The 20,853-nt window shown below is 65.7% G+C and carries 18 protein-coding genes; 11 read left to right on the top strand and 7 right to left on the bottom strand.

Going from position 1 to position 20,853, the window contains the following annotated elements:
- Positions 1 to 19 precede the first annotated feature (19 nt).
- The 3 genes from VFJ08_RS02385 to sucC form a co-directional block, all read right to left on the bottom strand.
- The gene (locus tag VFJ08_RS02385; RefSeq protein WP_324994772.1) at positions 20 to 448 is read right to left on the bottom strand and encodes a GFA family protein; all 429 of its coding nucleotides are present in this window, start codon (positions 446 to 448) and stop codon (positions 20 to 22) included.
- 594 nt (positions 449 to 1,042) lie between these two features.
- On the bottom strand, positions 1,043 to 1,912 hold the full coding sequence (gene sucD / locus VFJ08_RS02380; RefSeq protein ID WP_324994770.1) for a succinate--CoA ligase subunit alpha: 870 nt from the start codon (positions 1,910 to 1,912) through the stop codon (positions 1,043 to 1,045).
- Between the two features lie 53 nt (positions 1,913 to 1,965).
- Positions 1,966 to 3,129: an ADP-forming succinate--CoA ligase subunit beta gene (gene sucC, locus VFJ08_RS02375; protein ID WP_324994768.1), complete on the bottom strand. Its 1,164-nt coding sequence runs from the start codon at positions 3,127 to 3,129 to the stop codon at positions 1,966 to 1,968.
- 182 nt (positions 3,130 to 3,311) lie between these two features.
- Here sucC and VFJ08_RS02370 point away from each other — a divergent pair, with 182 nt between their 5' ends.
- From VFJ08_RS02370 to VFJ08_RS02335, 8 genes are all read left to right on the top strand, one after another.
- On the top strand, positions 3,312 to 3,554 hold the full coding sequence (locus VFJ08_RS02370) for a hypothetical protein (RefSeq protein WP_324994766.1): 243 nt from the start codon (positions 3,312 to 3,314) through the stop codon (positions 3,552 to 3,554).
- Entirely contained in the window at positions 3,551 to 5,152 is a 1,602-nt protein-coding gene (locus VFJ08_RS02365) for a sensor histidine kinase (RefSeq protein WP_324994764.1), read from the top strand. The genes VFJ08_RS02370 and VFJ08_RS02365 overlap by 4 nt, the downstream gene beginning before the upstream one ends.
- A complete protein-coding gene (locus VFJ08_RS02360) occupies positions 5,149 to 6,528 on the top strand; it encodes a sigma-54 dependent transcriptional regulator (RefSeq protein ID WP_324994762.1) in 1,380 nt (459 codons plus the stop codon). Before VFJ08_RS02365 ends, VFJ08_RS02360 begins: the two co-directional genes overlap by 4 nt.
- 41 nt (positions 6,529 to 6,569) lie before the next feature.
- Positions 6,570 to 7,796 (top strand): type II secretion system F family protein, encoded by a 1,227-nt coding sequence (locus VFJ08_RS02355; RefSeq protein WP_324994760.1) that lies wholly within the window; start codon positions 6,570 to 6,572, stop codon positions 7,794 to 7,796.
- Positions 7,796 to 8,671 carry an A24 family peptidase gene (locus tag VFJ08_RS02350; RefSeq protein ID WP_324994758.1) on the top strand — a complete coding sequence of 292 codons (876 nt, stop codon included), beginning with the start codon at positions 7,796 to 7,798 and terminating at the stop codon, positions 8,669 to 8,671. The genes VFJ08_RS02355 and VFJ08_RS02350 overlap by 1 nt, the downstream gene beginning before the upstream one ends.
- 94 nt (positions 8,672 to 8,765) lie before the next feature.
- Positions 8,766 to 9,407, top strand: coding sequence for a dephospho-CoA kinase (coaE, locus tag VFJ08_RS02345; protein ID WP_324994756.1), 642 nt, complete (start codon positions 8,766 to 8,768; stop codon positions 9,405 to 9,407).
- 98 nt (positions 9,408 to 9,505) lie between these two features.
- A complete protein-coding gene (gene zapD, locus VFJ08_RS02340) occupies positions 9,506 to 10,276 on the top strand; it encodes a cell division protein ZapD (protein WP_324994754.1) in 771 nt (256 codons plus the stop codon).
- A 28-nt stretch (positions 10,277 to 10,304) separates the two neighbouring features.
- The gene (locus tag VFJ08_RS02335; protein WP_324994752.1) at positions 10,305 to 10,520 is read left to right on the top strand and encodes a DNA gyrase inhibitor YacG; all 216 of its coding nucleotides are present in this window, start codon (positions 10,305 to 10,307) and stop codon (positions 10,518 to 10,520) included.
- Between the two features lie 182 nt (positions 10,521 to 10,702).
- Here the strand turns inward: VFJ08_RS02335 and VFJ08_RS02330 are convergent, their stop codons facing one another.
- The 3 genes from VFJ08_RS02330 to secA form a co-directional block, all read right to left on the bottom strand.
- Positions 10,703 to 11,659 carry a Nudix family hydrolase gene (locus tag VFJ08_RS02330; protein ID WP_324994750.1) on the bottom strand — a complete coding sequence of 319 codons (957 nt, stop codon included), beginning with the start codon at positions 11,657 to 11,659 and terminating at the stop codon, positions 10,703 to 10,705.
- 124 nt (positions 11,660 to 11,783) lie between these two features.
- Entirely contained in the window at positions 11,784 to 12,995 is a 1,212-nt protein-coding gene (gene argJ, locus VFJ08_RS02325; protein ID WP_324994748.1) for a bifunctional glutamate N-acetyltransferase/amino-acid acetyltransferase ArgJ, read from the bottom strand.
- Positions 12,996 to 13,043: 48 nt separating this feature from the next.
- Entirely contained in the window at positions 13,044 to 15,881 is a 2,838-nt protein-coding gene (secA, locus tag VFJ08_RS02320) for a preprotein translocase subunit SecA (protein ID WP_324994746.1), read from the bottom strand.
- Between the two features lie 223 nt (positions 15,882 to 16,104).
- Between secA and VFJ08_RS02315 the strand changes: the two genes are divergently transcribed.
- Positions 16,105 to 16,497 carry a DUF721 domain-containing protein gene (locus VFJ08_RS02315; RefSeq protein WP_324994744.1) on the top strand — a complete coding sequence of 131 codons (393 nt, stop codon included), beginning with the start codon at positions 16,105 to 16,107 and terminating at the stop codon, positions 16,495 to 16,497.
- 28 nt (positions 16,498 to 16,525) lie between these two features.
- On the opposite strand, the gene VFJ08_RS02310 is transcribed toward VFJ08_RS02315, so the two are convergent.
- Positions 16,526 to 18,238, bottom strand: a complete 1,713-nt coding sequence (locus VFJ08_RS02310) for an ABC transporter ATP-binding protein (protein ID WP_324994742.1) — start codon at positions 18,236 to 18,238, stop codon at positions 16,526 to 16,528.
- 149 nt (positions 18,239 to 18,387) lie between these two features.
- Here VFJ08_RS02310 and VFJ08_RS02305 point away from each other — a divergent pair, with 149 nt between their 5' ends.
- Positions 18,388 to 19,404 carry a glycosyltransferase family 2 protein gene (locus tag VFJ08_RS02305; RefSeq protein WP_324994740.1) on the top strand — a complete coding sequence of 339 codons (1,017 nt, stop codon included), beginning with the start codon at positions 18,388 to 18,390 and terminating at the stop codon, positions 19,402 to 19,404.
- A complete protein-coding gene (locus VFJ08_RS02300; protein ID WP_324994738.1) occupies positions 19,401 to 20,618 on the top strand; it encodes a glycosyltransferase in 1,218 nt (405 codons plus the stop codon). The genes VFJ08_RS02305 and VFJ08_RS02300 overlap by 4 nt, the downstream gene beginning before the upstream one ends.
- Positions 20,619 to 20,853 lie beyond the last annotated feature (235 nt).

Below are 20,853 nucleotides of genomic sequence, written 5' to 3'. Positions count from 1 at the left end.
CAATCGACGCGGCCGAGTTTCAGCTTTTCAGCCCGACCGCTTCGCCGCCCTGAGATTTTTCCAAATCGTCGTCGACGTCGATCACCCGCTCGCGGTAGAACAGATGCAGCGTGGGCGTAAGCGCGGCCGGCAGTTTGCCGCCGTTGGCCTTGCGGAACACGCCGTGCGGGATCACCGGAATTCCGGGCTTGTGACGCCCGTACATGGTCATGCCGCACTTCGGGCAGCCGTAGCGGGTCATGTCCTTGCCGTCCATCTTGTGCACGAACATCTTCGATTCATCGGGCAGATCGACGTTGTCGTCCGCCCAGCCGGTCGCCGACAGCATGTCGGTCGAATACAGCGCTCGGCAGCTGCCGCAATGACAATACAGCGACAATTCGGGATCGCCGTGTGCCGTCATCGTGACGCGGCCGCAATCGCAGCTCAATTCGTAGGTTTCGCTCATGGTAATCACAACTTATTTGATCGTGACGGCATTCAAGCACGGCCCCTCGATGTAACCCTATAACATCGGACCGGCGCCGTTTCGATTTTCGCTGGCTTAAAGAAGGCTTGTCCGCAAATGAACGCGGATGAGCGCGAATAGCGGTCCGGCTCTTGCCGCGTTGCCGGATTCGGGCGCTATCAACTTGGGTGGCTTCGTTCCTTAAAGAAATTTGTCCGCAGATCGACGCAGATTCACGCAGATGGCGGTCGTACGATGAGAAGGTCAGATTGGCCAAGGGCGCCAAGAACGTTCTGCGCTCCGTTCGGTAGCAAGACATCGGAAACATGATTCCTGACCGGGCGTCGAGCCGTTCGACTCAGTCGCCGGTTGGCGCCTCGATCCATCTACGCCGCGAAAGCCAAACCGCATCTGCGTGAATCTGCGTCGATCTGCGGACAATTTTTAAGGAACAAAAGCGCCGGGATATAACGGCGCCCCGATCCAGCCATGTCTAGAAGGCCGGACCGCCATTCACGTTTATGTACGAAGAACCTAAAAAGCCGGCACCGCGAACTGCGATGCCGGCTCAATGAGTCAGGAGCGTTTAGGCGATTAACCCAGCACTTCCTGCATTTTGGTGCCGATCTCGGCGGTCGAGCGCACGGTGGCCACACCGGCGGCCTCGAGTGCCGCGAACTTGTCGTCGGCCGTGCCCTTGCCGCCGGAGATGATGGCGCCGGCATGGCCCATGCGCTTGCCGGGGGGCGCGGTCACGCCGGCGATGTAGGCCACGACCGGCTTTTTCATGTTGTGCTTGATGTACTCGGCGGCGGCTTCCTCGGCGGTGCCGCCGATCTCGCCGACCATGACCACGCCTTCGGTCTGCGGGTCGTTCTCGAACATCTCCAGCACTTCGTCGAAATCCAGCCCGTGGATCGGATCGCCGCCGATGCCGACACAGGTCGACTGGCCGAGACCGTTGTGGGTGGTCTGGAAGACCGCCTCGTAGGTCAGCGTGCCGGACCGGGACACGATGCCGATCTTGCCCTTCTGATGGATATGCGCCGGCATGATGCCGATCTTGCACTCGCCCGGGGTGATCACGCCGGGGCAATTCGGGCCGATCAGCACCGAATCCGAGTCGTCCAGGGCGGCGCGCACGCGCAGCATGTCCAGCACCGGGATGTGCTCGGTGATGCAGATGATGGTCTTGATGCCGGCATCCGCGGCTTCGAGGATCGCGTCGGCCGCGAACGGGGCCGGCACGTAGATCATGGTGGCGTTGGCGCCGGTTTCGCGTACCGCTTCTTCACAGGTGTTGAACACCGGCCGGTCGAGGTGGGTCTCGCCGCCGCGGCCCGGTGTGACGCCGCCCACGATGTCGGTGCCGTATTCGATGCACTGCTTGGAGTGGAAGGTGCCCTGGCTGCCGGTGAAGCCCTGGACGATCAGCTTGGTGTCGTTATTGACGAGAATGCTCATGACTTAAAATCCTGCTCGGTAAATCCTTGGACGGTCGATGACGGGAGCCGCGCTCAGCCGCGGGCCTCGGCCACCACCTTCTTGGCCGCGTCGGTCAGATCCTGCGCGGCGATGAGGTCGTATTCGGACTCGTCCAGCAGCTTGCGGCCCTCCTCGGCGTTGGTGCCTTCCAGGCGCACAACCACCGGCACGCTGATGCCGACGTCCTTGGCTGCGGTGATGATGCCCTCGGCGATCAAATCGCATCTGACGATGCCGCCGAAGATATTGACCAGAATGGCCTTGACGCCTTCGCCGGCGGTGATCAGCTTGAACGCCTCGGTCACACGCTCGGTGGTCGCGCCGCCGCCGACGTCCAAAAAGTTGGCCGGCTCGCCGCCGTGCAGCTTGACCAGATCCATGGTGCCCATGGCCAGCCCCGCGCCGTTGACCATGCAGCCGATGTTGCCCTCGAGCTGGATATAGTTGAGATCGTGCTCGGCGGCCTGGGCTTCGCGCTCGTTCTCCTGGCTGATGTCGCGCATCTCCGCGAATTCCTTGTGCCGAAACAGCGCGTTATCGTCGAAGTTGAGCTTGCCGTCGAGCGCCACGAGACCGCCGTCGCCGGTGGTGACCAGCGGGTTGATCTCGACCAGCGAGGCGTCGGTTTGCATAAACATGTCGTACAGGCCCTTCATGACCTTGACGAATTCGCCGACTTGTTTCTTGTCGAGTCCCAGAAAGAAACCGAGCTGACGGCCCTGATAGGCCTGAAAACCGGCCGCCGGGTGGATCGCCATTTGGGTAATCTTCTCCGGGGTGGCCTCGGCGACTTCCTCGATGTCCATGCCGCCTTCCGGCGAGGCGATGAAGGTGACGCGGCGGGTGGCCCGGTCGACCAGCACCGACAGATACAGTTCGGTTTTAATATCAGCCGGCTTTTCGACATAGACCGCATTGATCGGCAGCGCCACGCCGCCGGACTGATGCGTGGTCAGCGTCGAACCGATCATTTCCGAGGCGACTTTCTTGACGTCATCCACGCTGTCGCAGATCTTCACTCCGCCGGCCTTGCCGCGTCCGCCGGCATGCACCTGGGCCTTGACCACCCAGCGCTCGCCGCCGAGCTCCCGGGCCACCGACACGGCATCATCGGCCGATCGGGCGACCTTGCCCTCGCCGGCCGGCACGTTAAAGCGTGCGAAGATTTCCTTGGCCTGGTATTCGTGAACGTTCATGGCATCGCCTCGGTTGCAAACAAACTTAAAAAGCGGAAAGTGGCGCGCATTGTCGCGTCTCACGGTCTTGATCACAACTTGGCCCGGGCGCCGGGCGCACGCCGCGCGGGCTGGGGGCTATTGCCCCTTGGTGCAACGAAAAAAACACTCGTGAGCCGCGCCCGGCTTGCGTATGCTCATAGATGGGGAGTATCAACAACGACACGGTCATGGCACGCCTGATTCTGATCATCTGCGCCATCGGCGTGGTCGGGCTGCTGCTGCGGCGATTCATGCCGCGGCGGCCGGCCCGCAAGCAAAACCCGGGGCGGGACCACTTCACGTCCACCGTGCGCTGCCACGTCTGCGGCGCCTATCTGGACCGCCGGCTGGCGCGCGAGGATACGCACGGCTACTGCTGCGACAGCCACGACCAAAACCCATGAACCGCGACGCGCGGCGCGCTCACGTCGTGCATACCGGCGCGACCTGGCACGCCGCGCTCACGCTGTCGGTCTATCGCGCCGCCATCGCCTTCGGCCTGGTCGCCACATTGAGCGCGGGCGACGGCCACGGCCTGTTCGCCCCCGATTTTCCGGCGCTGTTTCGTGTCGTCTGCCTGATTTATCTTGCCCTGGCGGTGTGTCTGGGCGGCGCCGCCCTGGTGCGCCGGCCGCACCTGGCCGCGCATATCTTTATCCAGATCCTGGTCGACGTGGCGATCATCGTGCTCGCCTGCTATGCCGGCAACGGCGCCTCGGGCGGGCTCGCCATGCTGCTGCTCGCGCCGCTGGCCGCCGCCGGCATCCTGTTGCCGGCGCGGCTGTCCGGCCTGCTGACCGCCTGCGCCGCGCTGGCCCTGATCGGCCAGGAGATCCTGCGTCACTGGCAACTCGTCGACGCCCAGACCGACTTCGCGCAATCCGGCATTCTGGGCGCGCTGTATTTCGCCACCGTGTTCGCAGCCTACGGGTTGGCGCGCCGTATCCGCGTGAGCGATGCGTCGGCGGCCAGCCATGCCAGTCAGGCTCGCGACCTGGCCGAACTCAACCGCCGCATCATCGATCATATGCAGACCGGCGCGATCGTGATCGACGCGAACGATCGCATCCAGATCCTCAACCACGCCGCGCTGGAACTGCTCGACCACACCGAGGGAGCGCCGCCTCCGACCGGGCTCGCGGATCTGCCGCCGGCGCTGATGAAAACGCTGACGGCATGGCGCGCCCGACACGCCGTGCCGGCGCTGATCGAGGTTGCCGGCCGGCCGTTGCAGCCGCAGTTCACGACCCTGGGCGGCGACCAGACGCCGACCCTGATCTTTCTCGACGACGCCCGGCGCGCCAGCGAACAGGCCCAGCAGATGAAGCTGATCTCGCTGGGACGACTCACGGCCAGCATCGCCCACGAGATCCGCAACCCGCTCGGGGCGATCAGCCACGCCGAGCAGCTGCTCGCCGAGTCGCCCCGGCTGATCGCCGACGACACCCGCCTGCTGGCGATGATCCACCGCCACTGCCAGCGCATCGACCGCATCATCTCGGATGTGCTGGGCCTGGCTCGACGCTCGGCCCAGCAACCGCGCATCCTGGAATTGGCTTCCTGGGTCGCGGAGATGGTCGCCGACTACTGCGAGACCCGCGAGGACCCGCCGCGTCTTGCGCAGATCGGAGACTGGCCGGCCGCCCGCCTGCGCTTCGACCCGGGCCAGCTACGCCAGGTGCTGTTCAATCTCTGGGATAACAGCAACCAACATGCCCGGGGCGCGCTCGCGCCGCGAATCGAGCTGCACGCCAATGTCGACGTCAATCGCAATCTGGTGCTCGATATCGTCGACGACGGGCCCGGGATCGTGCCCGATCTGCTCGACCGTATCCTCGAACCGTTCTTCACCACGGCGGTCGACGGTACCGGCCTCGGGCTGCATATCGCGCGCGAGCTGTGCGAGGCGAACGGCGCCCGTCTCATTCCGATGAACCACGCGCGGGGCGCCTGCTTTCGTATATTGTTGCCACGCACGACCAACGAGGGTCCGAGTTCATGAACGCCGCTATCCAGAACTCCGCACGCGCTCTGATCGCCGATGACGAGGCCGACATCCGCGAGCTGCTGGAGATCACGCTCGGCCGCATGGGCATCGAGACCGTGGCTGTCGCCGATCTCGCCACGGCTCGACGCACGTTCGACGGCCAGCACTTCGATCTGTGTCTGACCGATATGCGCTTGCCCGACGGCGAAGGCATCGATCTGGTCCGCCATATCAACGAACGTTCACCGGAGTGCCCGGTGGCCGTGATCACCGCCTACGGCAGCGCCGATGCCGCGGTGGCCAGCCTCAAGGCCGGCGCCTTCGATTTCGTATCGAAGCCGATCGACGTGGCCGGGCTGCGCGCGCTGATCGCCCAGGCGCTCAAGCTCGCCGGGCTGGATCACGACGCCCCGCCCCACCCCTCGCTGGATGTGTCGCCCCGGCTGGTCGGCCAGACCGAAGCGATGGGCAAGCTGCGCCAGACCATCGCCAAGCTGGCCCGCAGCCAGGCGCCGGTCTATATCACCGGCGAATCCGGCACCGGCAAGGAACTGGTCGCGCGCATGATCCACGCCGAAGGCCCGCGCATGAGCGGCGCCTTCGTGCCGGTCAACTGCGGCGCGATCCCCGCCGAGCTGATGGAATCCGAATTCTTCGGCTATCTGCGCGGCGCCTTCACCGGCGCGACCCGCGACACCCCGGGCCTGTTCGCCCGCGCCGACGGCGGCACGCTGTTTCTCGACGAAATCGCCGATCTGCCGATATCGGTGCAGGTCAAGCTGCTGCGCGCGATCCAGGAGCGCTCGATCCGGCCGGTGGGCGCGACCCTGGAAACCGCGGTCGACGTGCGCGTGGTCAGCGCCAGCCACCGCGATCTGTCGATCGAGGTTGCCCGCGGGCGCTTCCGCGAGGATTTGTATTACCGGCTCAACGTCATCGAGGTGAAGGTGCCGCCGCTGCGCGAACGGGTCGACGATATCCCGGCGCTGGCCGAGCGGATCCTGGCCGGGCTGACCCGCAAGATGCGTCTGGAACGCGTACCAAGGCTGTCCGAGCAAGCGCTGTCGGCCCTGATGAATTACAACTTCCCCGGCAATATTCGCGAACTGGAGAACATCCTGGAACGCGCGGTGACGCTGGCCGAATCGCCGGTGATCGAGCGCGAATACCTCAGGCTGTATTCCCCTTTGGCCGACGCGGCCGCGGCGAATCCCGCCGACGCCCTGCCGGATGAATCCGTCGATCTCGAAAGCCAGCTCGAGGCCCTCGAACGCGAGCGCATTCAAAGTGCGCTGGAAGCCTGCCGATATAACAAAACGAAGGCCGCGCAGCGGCTGGGCATCACCTTCCGGGCGCTGCGTTATCGCCTGGCCAAGCTGGGCATGGAGTAGAGGAGCGGAACGGGCCGCGCGAGCCGTCCGACCGACGATACATGGCAGAAACACGCACCGAAAACCACACCTTCTTCTGGATCGGCACCGACCGCAACGGCACCCGGGTCAAGGGCCAGACCGAGGGCCCGAACGAGGCCATGGTGCGCGCCATGCTACGGCGCCAGAACATCAATCCGCTGCGCGTGCGCAAGCCGACGAAACTGTTCGGCATCGGCGGCCAGCGCAAGAAAAAGGTCGGCGCCAGCGATATCGCGATTCTCTCGCGCCAGCTCGCGACGATGCTAGCCGCGGGCGTGCCATTGGTGGCCTCGCTCGATATCGTGGCCAAAGGCGCGTCCAACCCCAGCCTGACCGATCTGGTGCGCACCATCCGCGACGACATCGAGTCCGGCCTGCCGCTGGCCGAGGCGCTGGCCCGGCATCCGCGCCATTTCGACGAACTGTTCGTCAATCTGGTGGCCGCCGGCGAACGCTCCGGCGCGCTCGAGGCGCTGCTGGACAAGATCGCGTCCTACAAGGAAAAAACCGAAGCGATCAAAACCAAGGTCCGCAAGGCCCTGTTCTACCCGAGCGCGGTGATCATCGTGGCCATCATCGTCATGGGCATTCTGCTGTACTTCGTCGTGCCCCAGTTTCAGTCTCTGTTCCGCGGCTTCGGCGCCGATCTGCCGGCTTTCACGCTCATGGTGATCAGCCTGTCGAAGGTGGTGCAGCACTGGTGGTGGCTGATTCTCGGCGGCGTGGTCGCCGCCGGCTATGGGTTTATCGTGGTCCGCCGCCGGTCCCGGCGCTTCAAACGCGCGCTCGATCGCGCCGTGCTCCGCCTGCCGGTGGTCGGCGCGATCGTCTATAACGCCGCCGTGGCGCGTTTCTCGCGCACGCTCTCGACCATGTTCGCGGCCGGCGTGCCGTTGGTCGAGGCGCTGGACTCGGTCGCCCGCGCGGCCGGCAACGTCGCTTTCGAGGAAGCGATTTTCCAGATGCGCGCCCAAGTCGAGTCCGGCCAGCGGCTGGAACTGGCCATGGCCAACACCGGGCGCTTCCCCGGGATGGCGCATCAGATGGTCAAGGTCGGCGAGGAAGCCGGCGCGCTCGATGCCATGTGCTCGCGCGTGGCCGATTTCTACGAGGCCGAGGTCGATGCGCAGGTCGATGGGCTGTCGTCGTTGCTCGAGCCCATGATCATGGCGGTGATCGGCGTGCTGGTCGGCGGGCTGGTGATCGCCATGTATCTGCCGATCTTCAAGCTCGGCTCCGTGGTTTGATGGCCGTCGCCGGTCTGCCGCCCGCCTTGCTGTATGCCGCGGCTGCCGTCATCGGCCTGATCGTGGGCAGTTTCCTCAACGTGGTGATCCTGCGCGTGCCGGCGATGCTCGAGATGCGCTGGCGTCAAGAGGCCGCGGATATTCTCGATCGCCCGGAAGCCGACGGCGGGCACGAGCGCTTCGACCTGGTCGCGCCCGGTTCGCGCTGTCCGCATTGCGAAACGCCGATCAAACCCTGGCACAACCTGCCGGTGATCGGCTATCTGCTGCTCGGCGGCCGCTGCGCGGCGTGCCGCGCGCGTATATCGTTGCAGTACCCGGCGATCGAAATCGCCGCCGCGCTGCTGGCGATAATCGCCATCGCGCGCTTCGGCGCGACCCCTTGGGGCGGCTGCATGGTCGGTTTGTCCTGGACGCTGCTCGCCCTGGCGGCCATCGATTTCCGGACCCAGCTACTGCCCGATTCGATCACCCTGCCCCTGCTTTGGGCCGGGCTCGTCGCCAGCACGCTGCATCTCGCGCCGGCCGCGCCGACGCCGGTTGCCGCCATTCTCGGAGCGGCCGCCGGCTACGGTGTGCTGTGGACGGTGTTTCAGGGTTTTCGCATCGCCACCGGCAAGATCGGCATGGGCTACGGCGATTTCAAACTGGCCGCCGCGCTCGGCGCCTGGTTGGGCTGGGCGCAGCTGCCGCTGGCGCTGCTCGCGGCCTCGCTTGGCGGCGCGCTCGCGGGCGGTCTGCTGATCGCGTCGGGGCGCATGTCGCGGGACACGGCGATGCCGTTCGGGCCGTGGCTGGTCTTCGGCGGCTGGCTGGCGATGGTCGCAGGCGATACAATCGGCCGCGCCTACTTGACGCTATCGGGATTGCGCTAGTGCCTGTGCTCGACGCTATCGGCCATTCACGACAAATTGATGACAATGCGGCCGTATGCCGCGAACACGCCCGCGCGGTTGCCGGAGTCGCCGTATGAGCCGAAAACTCAGCGTCGGCCTGACCGGCGGCATCGCCAGCGGCAAATCGGTGGTGGCGGCGGCGTTCGAACGCCTGGGCGTGGCCATCGTCGATGCCGACACGGTCGCCCGCCGGATCGTCGAACCCGGCCAGCCCGCGCTCGACGAGATCGTCGCCCGTTTCGGCGCCGGGATCGTGGATGACGAAGGCTGTCTAAAACGCCACGAGTTGCGCCGTATCGTGTTCGACGACGCCGGCGCGCGCGGCGATCTGGAAACGATCACCCATCCACGTATCCGCCGCGAACTCGCCGCACAGCGCGACGCCGCGGCCTCGGATTACTGCATCCTGGTGGTGCCGCTGCTGGTGAAGTCGAGCATGACCGATCTGGTCGATCGCGTGCTCGTGATCGATGCGCCGGAAGCGGTCCAGCTCGAGCGCCTGAAGGGCCGCGACGAAATCGACGACGCCCTGGCACAGAAAATGATCGCGGCCCAGGAATCGCGCGCCGAGCGCCTGGAACACGCCGACGACGTGCTCATCAACACCGGCCCGCGCAAGGACATCGCCGACTTGGCCGCGGCCCTGCACGCGGGTTATCAGCGGCTGGCCCGCGGCGAAATCAACGATCTGCCGCCGCTTCATCTGCCGGGTTAGCGCCGCACCCCGGCATTGCCGGCTGCTGGCCATTACGGCTTTGACCAGCGGCCGCGCCGGCATAGACTGGCGTCGGAATTTGGACACGGGAGGCCGGCGTGGCCGATGACGGGGTGCTCTGTTACGAACAGCCGCTCAACGAACGGATACGCACGTTCCTGCGCGTCGAGCATCTGACCGCCCGTCTGCATCACCACCGCGCGGATGCCAGCCTCTGGGGCCGACGCGCGACCATGGGCGCCCTGCTGGATATCCTCAACGTCATGTCGCGCCACGATATTCGCGGCCAGGTCAGCAAGGAGATCGAACAGCGACGCACGGCCCTGGGGCACCTGGGCCAGCGCGAAGATATCGACCGCAATGCGCTCGACGATGTGCTGACCGAACTCGACACGGTGGGCAGCCAGATGGCGCAGATCCCGCCGCAATTCGCCTCCTATCAGCTACGCGACAACGAACTGCTCAACAGCGTCAACAACCGGCATGCGATCCCCGGCGGCACCTGTAGCTTCGATTTACCGGCCTATCATCACTGGCTCGCCCAGCCCGCCGAGCGCATAGAAGCCGATATCGCGCAATGGTATCGTCGCGTCGAGCCGGTCGAGCGCGGCGTGCGCGTCCTGCTGCGGCTGCTGCGCGACAGCGCCGAGCCGATGCCGGAGATCGCCGACAACGGCGTGCTTGTGCACCACACCGTCGCCGGGACGCAGATGATCCGGGTATTACTGGATGATCCCGGTGTTTTTCCCGAAATCAGCGGCGGGCGGCATCGTGCCACTGTACGCTTCATGCACCATCAGGACGCACAACTGCACCTGCGCCAGACCGAGACCAGCATCGCCTTTCGCATGGCCTGCTGCCGCTTCTAGCCTTTACTGCCCGCCCCGCGTTTTCTTCATGACTTCGAAACAACATGCGCCCTGCCCGCAATGCGGCGAATTGGCCGACATGACGTCGAACAATAGCTACCGGCCCTTCTGTTCGCGCCGCTGCAAGCTGATCGATCTCGGCGACTGGTTGGACGAATCGAATCGTATCCCCAATCCCGAGGGTTCGGCCGATCCCTCGGGCCTGCCGCCGCTCGGCTACGGCGAGGACGACTCGAAACATTAGCGGTTGTTGCTCCTAGAGCAATTTCCACCTTTTTAAAGTTATTTATCCGCAGATGAACGCAGATTTACACAGATTGAATAAGCGTCAAATCAGCTTTCCAGCGGATGTTCAGGCTGTATTCTCTTGCCAGAAAGCGGTTACGACTGTTCGCTAAAAGTGCAAAATGCTTTAGCAATCGGCGCTTAATCGGCGGTTTCCGGCCAGAGGCCGCGGATTGCGGCGATACCCTGCGCGTTGTGCGCAATCGCATCGTCTTGATCGGCTGCTTCCAGCCCGCCGAGCGCATACACCGGTAGCGCCCGATCCGCGCGCAACGACTCGAAGCCGGGCCAGCCGAGCGGGCGCGCTCGCGGGTGGGTCGCGGTCGCGACGACCGGCGAAAGGGCGGCGAAATCGGCGTCGGCCGCGAGCGCGGCCTCGAGTTCGTCGCGATCGTGCGCCGAGGCCGCGAACCAGTGGCGGCGGCCGACCGGGCGGCGGGTGGCCGCCGCGATGCGCGAGGCGCTCCAATGCAACCCGTCGGCGCCGAGCGCGGCGACCATATCGGCGTCGCGATCGAGCAATACCGCGGCGCGGTGGCGATGGGCGCGCTCGATCACCGATTCCGCCAGACGCGCGTAGTCCTCATCCGCGAGATCCGGATCGCGCAGGCGCAGCAGCCGCGTTCCCTGCGCCAGCGCCCGATCGAGCGCGGCGAACCAGTCGCCGTGGCCGGACTCGGCTAGGCGCGGCGTGATCAGATAGCGCCGCGGCAAGGCCAGCGCGGCCAGGATGACATCCGTCGCCGGCAGCAGCTCGACCTCGTCCAGTGCATCGGCCGCGACCCAGCGCACCCGCTGGCCTTCGCGCCCGCCCGGCTCGCCGGTCCAGCCGTGGATACGCCAGACGTGCAGCCGAACCGGCCGCGGCCCACGATCGTGGGCAAAACGGATCAACGGCGCGCCGACGAGATCGGTCACGCCGATCTCCTCGGCCAGTTCCCGGGCCAGACAATCGAACAGCGGCTCGCCGGGCTCGCGCTTGCCGCCGGGAAACTCCCAATAGCCGGCGCCCGGCGTATCCGGACGGCGTTGGGCGATCAGAACACGCCCTTGGGCGTCGACCAGCACGCCGACGGCGATATCCAACGGTTTATTCATTAATACCCCGCGGCTTGCCGCGGACACCTTAACAATGGGGTTTCCAAAGGGGAGAGGCGTTAGCTCTCCCCTTGGGTCGATCGCGCGGTTTCATGCCGCGCGGTCGAAAGACATTTGATTATCCTCAGCTACGGTACTCGGCGTTGATGCGGACATAGTCGTAGGACAGATCCGAGGTCCAGACGGTTGCCGTGGCCTCGCCGCGGCCCAGCCCGATCCGCACCCTGAACTCGGGCTGGCTCATCACGCGGGCCGCATCGGCTTCGCGATAATCCTCGCGCGGCTGGCCGCCGGCGACGACGGCAACCTCGTCGAGCGCGATATCCACGCCGTCGATGACCAGATCGGCCACCGGCGCCCGCCCCACCGCCGCCAGTATCCGGCCCCAGTTGGGATCGCCGGCGAAAGCGGCGGTCTTGAACAGCGGCGAATGGGCGACCGTGAACGCGACCTGCCTGGCTTCGTCGGCATCGGCGGCACCGGACACGGCGAGCGTGATGAATCGCGTCGCCCCCTCGGCGTCGCGCACGATCGCACAGGCCAACTCGATCATCAGATCGCGCAGCGCGGCGACGAAAACCGGCCAATCGGGATGATCGCGATCCAGGGCGGCGCCGGCCCCGGTGGCGCAAAGCATGGCGGCGTCGTTGGTCGAGGTATCGCCGTCCACCGTGATGCTGTTGAAAGACGCGCCCACCGCCGCGTGCAGGGCCAAATCGAGATCGGCCGCGGGTACGGCGGCATCGGTGGCCAGGAACGACAGCATGGTGGCCATGTCCGGCCGAATCATGCCCGAGCCCTTGGCGATGCCGGTCAGGGTGAGTTCGCCGGCCTCGAGTCGTACCCGGCGACTGGCGCCCTTGGGCACGGTATCGGTGGTCATGATCGCGCGGGCCGCGGCCAGCCAGCCGTGGCTATCGAGCGCCCGGGTCAGTCGCGGGATGGCGTTGTCGAGGCGCGACATCGGCAGTTTTTCGCCGATCACGCCGGTCGAGAACGGCAGAACCTGATCCGCCGCAAGACCGAGTTCCTCGGCCACGCGGGCACAGCAGGCGGCGGCGTCGGCCTCGCCTTCGCGGCCGGTGCCGGCGTTGGCGTTACCGCTGTTGATCAACAACGCGCGCGGCGCCGCGCACGCCATATGGTGCTTGGCCAATGCGACCGGAGCGGCGGCGAAGGCGTTGCGCGTGAACACGCCGGCGACCGTCGCGCCTTCGTCGAGCACGAGCAGCGCCATATCGTCGCCGCCGGGCTTCTTGATCGCGGCGTCGGTACTCGCCCAGCGCGCGCCGGCGATCGGAATGAGCGCCTCGGGCGCACGGAGATTGACCGCCATGCTCAGCGCTCGTCGTACCGGCCCGGGGCGAATGGAATGGCCGCGGATTTATGCATCGCGGCCGTGGCAATGCTTGTACTTCTTACCGGACCCGCAGGGGCAGGGCTCGTTGCGACCGATCTTGCGGGACTCGCGCACGAACGTATCGGGACGCTGCGCCTGATCCTCGCCCACCGCCGGGCCGGAGCCGACCGGTTGACCCGCGCCCGGCAGGTTGGCCTGCGCGGCCGCTTCGGGAACGATGCCCGGTTCGCCGGCCGCACCGGCCTCGGCTTGCGCCTGGTCTTGGGCTTGGGCCTGAGCCTGAGCGACCGCCTGCTCGGCGGCCGAAGCCGCGTCTTCGTGCTGGAACTGCATGTCGGCCATCTGGCGGCGCCGGTCCTCGCGCGCCTCGTCGGTGATCTGGCTGTCGATGCGCCCGCGCGCGAGCACGGTCACGGCCTCGTGCTTCAAGCGCGTGAGCATGTTGTTGAACATCTCGAAGGCTTCGCGCTTGTATTCGTTCTTCGGGTCCTTCTGGGCATAGCCGCGCAGATGGATGCCCTTGCGCAGATAGTCCATCGCGGCCAGATGCTCGCGCCAGAGCGAGTCCAGCACCTGCAGCACCACGGCTTTCTCGATCTGGGCCATGTTCTCGGCGCCGGCGGCCTCGCGTTTTTCGTCGTACGCCGTCTTGAGATGCGTGCCGATACGCTCGCGCAGGCCTTCCTCGTCGAGCTGGTCCTCTTCGTCCAGCCATTTCCGGACCGGCAGTTCGGCGCCGAAGTCGCGCTCGATGGCCTGCTCCAGGCCTTCGACGTCCCATTGTTCCTCGAGACTGGCCGGCGGAACATATTCCGAGATCGCCCCGTCGACCACGTCGGCCCAGATATTTTCGACCAGGTCCGAGATGTTCTCGGCGTCCATGATCTCGTTGCGCTGCTCGTAGACCACCTGGCGCTGGTCGTTGGCCACGTTGTCGTACTCCAGCAGCTGCTTGCGAATATCGAAGTGGTGGCGCTCGACCTTCTGCTGGGCGTTTTCGATCGCCCGGGTGACCCACCTGTGCTCGATCGCCTCGCCGTCCTCGAGGCCCAGGTTCTGCAGCATCGAGCGCAGCCGCGGCGGCGTGAAGATACGCATCAGGCTGTCTTCGAGCGACAGATAGAATCTGGAGGCGCCGGGATCGCCCTGGCGGCCGGAACGCCCGCGCAGCTGGTTGTCCACGCGCCGCGATTCGTGGCGCTCGGAGCCGATCACGTACAGGCCGCCGGCTTCCACCACGGCCTCGTGGGTTTTCGCCCATTCGTCGCGCAGACGCTGACGTGTCGCCTCGTCGTCTTCGTCGAGCGCTTCCAGTGCTTCTTCGATGTTGCCGCCGAGCACGATGTCGGTGCCGCGGCCGGCCATGTTGGTGGCGATGGTCACCGCGCCCGGCCGGCCGGCCTGGGCGATGATCTCGGCCTCGCGCTCGTGCTGCTTGGCGTTCAACACTTCGTGCCGGATGCCGCGCTGGCCGAGCAACTGCGACAGCACTTCCGAGGCCTCGATCGAGGCGGTGCCGACGAGCACGGGCTGGCCGGTTTGGCTGGCGGCCTGCGCCTCGTCGGCGATGGCCCCGAACTTCTCGCGGCCGGTCATATAGATCTGATCCGGCAGATCTTTACGCTGCAACGGACGGTTGGTCGGAATGACCACGACTTCCAGATTATAGATCGAGGAAAACTCGAAGGCCTCGGTATCGGCGGTGCCGGTCATGCCAGCGAGCTTGTCGTAGATCCGGAAGAAGTTCTGAAAGGTGATCGAGGCCAGCGTCTGATTCTCTTTCTGAATCGGCACGCCTTCCTTGGCTTCGATCGCCTGATGCAGGCCGTCCGACCAGCGCCGGCCGGGCATGGTGCGCCCGGTGAACTCGTCGACGATGACGATCTCGCCGTCCGCGATGATGTATTCGATGTTCTTGGTATAAAGCGTGTGGGCTCTGAGGGCCGCGTTCATGTGGTGCATGAGCGCGACGTTGTTGGCATCGTACAGCGACTCCTCGGCGTCCAGCAGGCCGGCCTCGCGCATCAGGCCCTCGACCTTCTGATGGCCGTCCTCGGTCAGATGGACCTGCTTGTTCTTCTCTTCCCGGGCGTAGTCGCCCGGCCCGTCCTCTTCTTTCTGCTCGGTCAGGTGCTTGACCAGCTTGTCGACGCGCTGGGAGGTCTCGGGGTCGTCGTCGGTCGGTCCGGAAATGATCAGCGGCGTGCGCGCCTCGTCGATCAGGATCGAGTCGACCTCGTCGATAATGCAGTAATTGAGCTTGCGCTGGACCCGGTCCTCCGGGGTGAAGGCCATGTTGTCGCGCAAATAGTCGAAGCCGAATTCGTTGTTCGTGCCATAGGTGATGTCGCAGGCATACGCCGCGCGCTTGGATTCGGTGTCCTGGCCGGAGAAGATCACGCCCACGCTCAGGCCGAGGAAGCGATACAGACGGCCCATCCATTCGGCGTCGCGCGCGGCCAGATAGTCGTTGACGGTGATGATGTGTACGCCCTTTTGCTCCAGGGCGTTGAGATAGGTCGTGAGGGTGGCGACCAGGGTCTTGCCCTCGCCGGTTTTCATCTCGGCGATCTTGCCCTGGTGCAGCACTTGGCCGCCGACCAACTGCACATCGAAATGGCGCATGCCAAGCACGCGCTTGGCGCCCTCGCGCACCACGGCGAAGGCCTCGACCAGCAGATCGTCCAAGGTTTCGCCCTGAGTCAGCCGTTGACGGAACGCTTCGGTCGCCGCCGTCAATTCGTCATCCGACAATTTCTCGTAATCGGCTTCGCGGGCGTTGGTGGCATCCACGACGCGGCGCATGCGCTTCACCACGCGCTGGTTGCGACTGCCGATCAGTTTGGTCAGGAAATTGCTCATGAACCCTCGTGGTCTGGCCCGGCCGGCGGCCGACGGATTGCCGTCAAAAGCCGGATGATAACGCAGCCGGTGCAACGCTTTAAGACTGGCGACCTCAGGCATTGGTCGCGAACGCCACCCTGTGCGAACTGCTAACATTCCGAGCTTATGGCTCAATGCGGCATAGAACATGGGGTCGGCACCGCAATCAATCCAGTCCCTGTTGCATATCGCGGCGCCGGACATGGCCGATATCCTGGGCCGGGCGCGTTTTTTGGCGCGCATCCGCGCCGCGTTGCTGGAGATCCTGCCCGCGGCGGCCGCGCCGCAACTGCAGGTCGCCGCCTACGAGGATTACCAACTGCGGCTGCATGTGGCCAGCGCGGCCTGGGCGACGCGTCTGCGCTATATGGAACCCCAGTTGACCCGGGCATTGGCCCAGCGCATGCGCCTGCAGGTCGACGGCGTCCGCATCAAGGTACGCCCGGTCGCACTCGGGCCATTCCAGGCCGAACGGCGCGCCCGCTATATATCGGCCGCTACGCGCTGTCATCTGGAACAGACGGCCGGCTATATCGAGGACCGGGCGCTGGCCGAGGCGCTGCGCCGTCTGGCCGCCGCCGGACGCCGCGAGTAGAGCGTACGCGGATTGGGGCTGTTGCCGCTTAGGCGCTGGCGCGGGCCGGCGCCGCGACCGGGCGTGCCCGCCCCTGATCCAACTGATACACGCGGTGCGAGCGCTCGGTGAGCGCGCTGCGGTGCGATACCGCGAGCACGGTATAGTCCTTGCCCAAATCGGCCAGCGTGGCGCTCACCGCCGCCTCCGTCTCGGGGTCGAGCGCGCTGGTGGCTTCGTCGAGAATCAGCAGCCGCGGCTGATGCACCAGCGCCCGGGCAATAACCACGCGCTGGCGCTGCCCGCCGGACAGGCGGCCGCCGTGTTCGCCGACACTGGTATGGATACCGTCGGCCAAAGCGCTGACGAAGCTCCAGGCGCCGGCGCGCTTGAGCGCGTCGATCGCGGCTTCTTCGGACAAGCTTTGGTCGCCCACCACGACGTTGTTGTAGATGCTGTCGTGCAGCAGAATCGTGTCCTGCGGCACATAGCCGATCATCGAACGCCAGGCCCGGATGTCGATGGCGTCGATCGGCACGCCGTCGATCAGGATACGCCCTTCGTCGGCGCGCAGCAGACCGATGATCAAATCGATCAGCGTCGTCTTGCCCGCGCCCGAGAAGCCGATCAGCGTCGTGAATCCACCGGCCGGGATTTCCAGATCGACCGCGTGCAACACCGAGCGCCCTTCGTAGCCGAAACTCACGCGCTCGACGGTCACGCCCCGTTCCAGCGTCGGCCGTCGATCGCCGAACGCGGTCTCCCGGGCCGCGCGGGCATTATCGATCTGCTCGTTCATCGCCCAATAGAACGCCTCGCGCGAGGCGAGCTTCTGATATTCCTGCTGGACCTTGCTCAGACGCGTCAGCATGCGCGCGAGCACGATGGTCAACACCATGATCTCGGACAGCTGCAGATTCCAGACCAGCAGCGACGCGCCGACGCCGGCGATGAGCACCACCCCGATCAACAGCTCCTGCAGCGCCTTGAGCGTCTCCTGCGCCATCACCCGGGTCCGCAACGCGCCGTTGAGCTCGCGCGTCTGGCGTTCCAGCATGCGATCGATCTGGCCTTCCCGCGCCATCGACTTGAGCGGCTTGAGCGAGGCCAGCGAATCGGTCAGCAGCGCCATCAGATGCTGGAACGAATTCTTCTGCCGCCCGCCGGCCTCGCGCGAGATCGAGACCATGACCTTGAGCACACCGAAGATCGCCGCGCCGATGAGCACGGCCATCACCGCAATCTTCCAGTTGATGAGCAGCGCGACCAGCAGGAACACCACCGACTGCGACGCCAGCGACGCCAGGTTGGCCATGCTCTGGAAGGCGTCCGCGCTGTTGGAGGCTTCGGTCGAAATCGTGTTGGACAACCGGCCGGTGCGCTGGCTGAGGAAATATTCCCAGCGCGACGACGACAACGCGCGCAGAAAATTCAGCCGCCCCTCGGTGGCGATCGCGGCCACGGTATAGCCCACCTGCCGATAGGCGATCAGCGTCAGCACCGCCTTGAACACCAACCCGACCAGCACGATGCTCATCATTGCGCCGATGGTGGGATCGATCGACAGCCGGTGCAGCCACTGGCTGAGGAAATCCTGGGTCTTGGCATCGACCATCGGCGACTGACTGCCGGTGGCGATCGTCAGGATCGGCAAAAGCGTCGACAGGCTCAGGCCTTCGGCAATGCTGGCCACCACCAGGCAGGCCCAGACGATCAGGCACTGGCCCGGATAGCGTTTGAAGAAATCTTTGATCAGTTGCACGCGATCAGCTCATCCATTGCCCGCATGTATTATACAAACGTTTTCGGCCGTCGCGGCAGCGCCGGACTGCCCGTTCGACAATGCGGCAGGTTATCCTAGCGTGTTTTTTGCACCGGCGTCGCCGGGCCGGACAGCGCCATACTCCAAACATGCCCGAAATAAGCATCGTCATTCCCGTGTACAACCGTGTCCGCTTCATCGGCGACGCGATCGAGAGCATCCTGGCCCAGACCGTGACCGACCTGGAACTGATTCTGGTCGACGACGGCTCGACCGACGGCAGCCAAGCGCGTATCGCGGCCTACGACGATCCCCGTATACGACTACTCGAAAACCCGCGCAACCTGGGCATCGCCGCCAGCCGCAATCGCGGCATCGCACAAGCGCACGCGCCTTATACGGCGTTTCTGGACAGCGACGACCGGGCGCTGCCCACGCGGCTGGAAAAACAGATCGCGTTCCTAACCCGCCACCCCGACCACGCGGCGGTGGGCAGCTGGATACGCTGGATCGATACCACCGGCGCCAGCCGCGGGGTCACCAAGCGCAAGGCGGCCGATGCCGACCAGATCGCGGCCGAGCGGCTGTTCCGCTCCGGATTGGAGAACGCCACCGCCACCGCGCGCACGGAAATCCTGCGCGCCTATCCGCACCGCGAGGACTTCCGCCTGGGCTCGGACTACGAACTCTGGGCGCGCATCAACAACGACTACCGTCTGGCCGCGCTGCGCGAGGTGCTGGTCGAGCGCCGCCGGCACGACGACCAGGCCAGCGACGAGCGCAGCCCCGAGACCATGCAATGGCGCCTCGATGTTTTTGCCGCCCAGCTCGATCGTCTCGGCATCGACTACGACCGGCGCGATCTCGAGCGTCATTATGCGCTGCGCCGCATGCACAAGGAAGGTTTCGCGCCCGGGCCGGATTTTCTGGACTGGGCGGAGCATTGGCTGGATCGGCTGCACCACGCCAACGCCGCGCGCCAACTCTATCCCGAACCGGCGTTTTCCCGCGTGCTCGGCCTGTTCTGGGCCAAGAGTTGCTGGTTCGCGCTGGGCGAACTCGGCCCGCGGGCGCTATGGCGCTGTCTCGCCTCGCCGCTGCGTTCGACCATCGCGCCCGGCCTGCGCGCCGAATTGCAGACCCGGCTGCGCCTGGGCGCGCGATGAGCCGTCTTGCGTTGTTTACATCGGCGCTGACCGGCGGCGGCGTCCAGCGCTCGATGGCCAACCTCGCCGTGGTGCTGGCCAGGCGTGGGCATGCTATCGATCTGGTGGTCTGCCACGGCGACCGGGAAACCGAAGCCGCGCTCGCCGCGGCCGGCGTACGCGTGGTCGTGCTCGCCGCCACAAGCAGCCCGCGCGCCCGCATCCTGGCGCTGCGCGCCGCGCCGGCGCATTGGCGCGAACTCGGGCCGACCGTGCTCTGGCCCGTGGCCACTTGGTCCAAGCTCGCCTATCTGGCGGCCCTGCGCGATTATCTGGTCGAGCGCCGGCCGGACGCCATGCTCTCGGCCATGACCCAGTGCAACCTGGTCGCGATTTGGGCTCGCACCTTGGCCGGCGTCCACACGCGGCTGGTGGTCTCCGAACGCAACATGCTGTCGCGCTTCGCGCATCCGCGCGCAAAGAAACAGCGCTGGCGGCATACGGCCCGCCTGGTTGGCGTCACCTATCCCCGGGCCGATGCGATTGTCGGCGTCTCGAACGCCGTGGCCGACGATCTCGCCGCCGCCACCGGTCTGGCGCGCCCGCGTATCGTCACCGTGGTCAATCCCACGGTCGACGATACGCTGCGCGTCGGCGCGCTCGCGCCCTGCCCGCATCCCTGGTTGGATCCCCGGCTCGGCGGCGACGGCCCGCCGGTCGTGCTCGGCGTGTCCCGCCTGGTCGAACAGAAAGACCCGAGCACGCTGCTGCGCGCCTTCGTCCGCTTACGCCGCGGGCGCGACGCGCGTCTGATTCTGCTCGGCGACGGCCCCCTGCGCGAGCCGTTGCGGGCGCTGGCCGAGTCGCTCGGCGTGGCCGCCCACGTCGATCTTCCCGGCTGGGACGATCGACCCTTCGCCTACATGGCCAACGCCGACGTGTTCGTTCTGCCCTCGCGCTGGGAAGGCCTGCCCGGCGTGCTGATCCAGGCGCTGGCCTGCGGTTGTCCCGCGGTCGCGACCGACGCGCCGGGCGGCTCGGCCGAGATTCTCGAACACGGCCGCTACGGGCGGCTGGTGCCGGTGGGCGACGCCGTCGCGATGGCCCACGCGATCGCGGCCACGCTCGATGATCCGCGCGATCCCGGACGGCTGAAGGCCCGGGCCGAGGATTTTTCCGCCGACGCCTCGGCCGACGGCTATCTCGCGCTCATGCTCGGCGCCGGCGAACGCTAGCTATTTTTCCCTTTAACATAAGTTATTTTAACCGCAGATCGACGCAGATTGACGCAGATGAAATGAGCGCTTGATCGGCTTTGCAAGATCTTTTCCGGCTGTATTCTCCCGGAAAAGCCGTCAAACGTATTCATCAAAAAATGCAAAATCGCGCAATTTTTATGAAATTTTCTTTTATCATCTGCGTCAATCTGCGTTGATCTGCGGTTTGTCTTTTCTGCCTTCCCGACGTGTT

Origin of the sequence: Salinisphaera sp., assembly GCF_035690525.1 — a bacterium.
GTDB lineage: Bacteria > Pseudomonadota > Gammaproteobacteria > Nevskiales > Salinisphaeraceae > Salinisphaera.
Note: the sequence above shows the minus strand (reverse complement) of the source record. Positions and strands in the feature narration are given on the sequence as shown.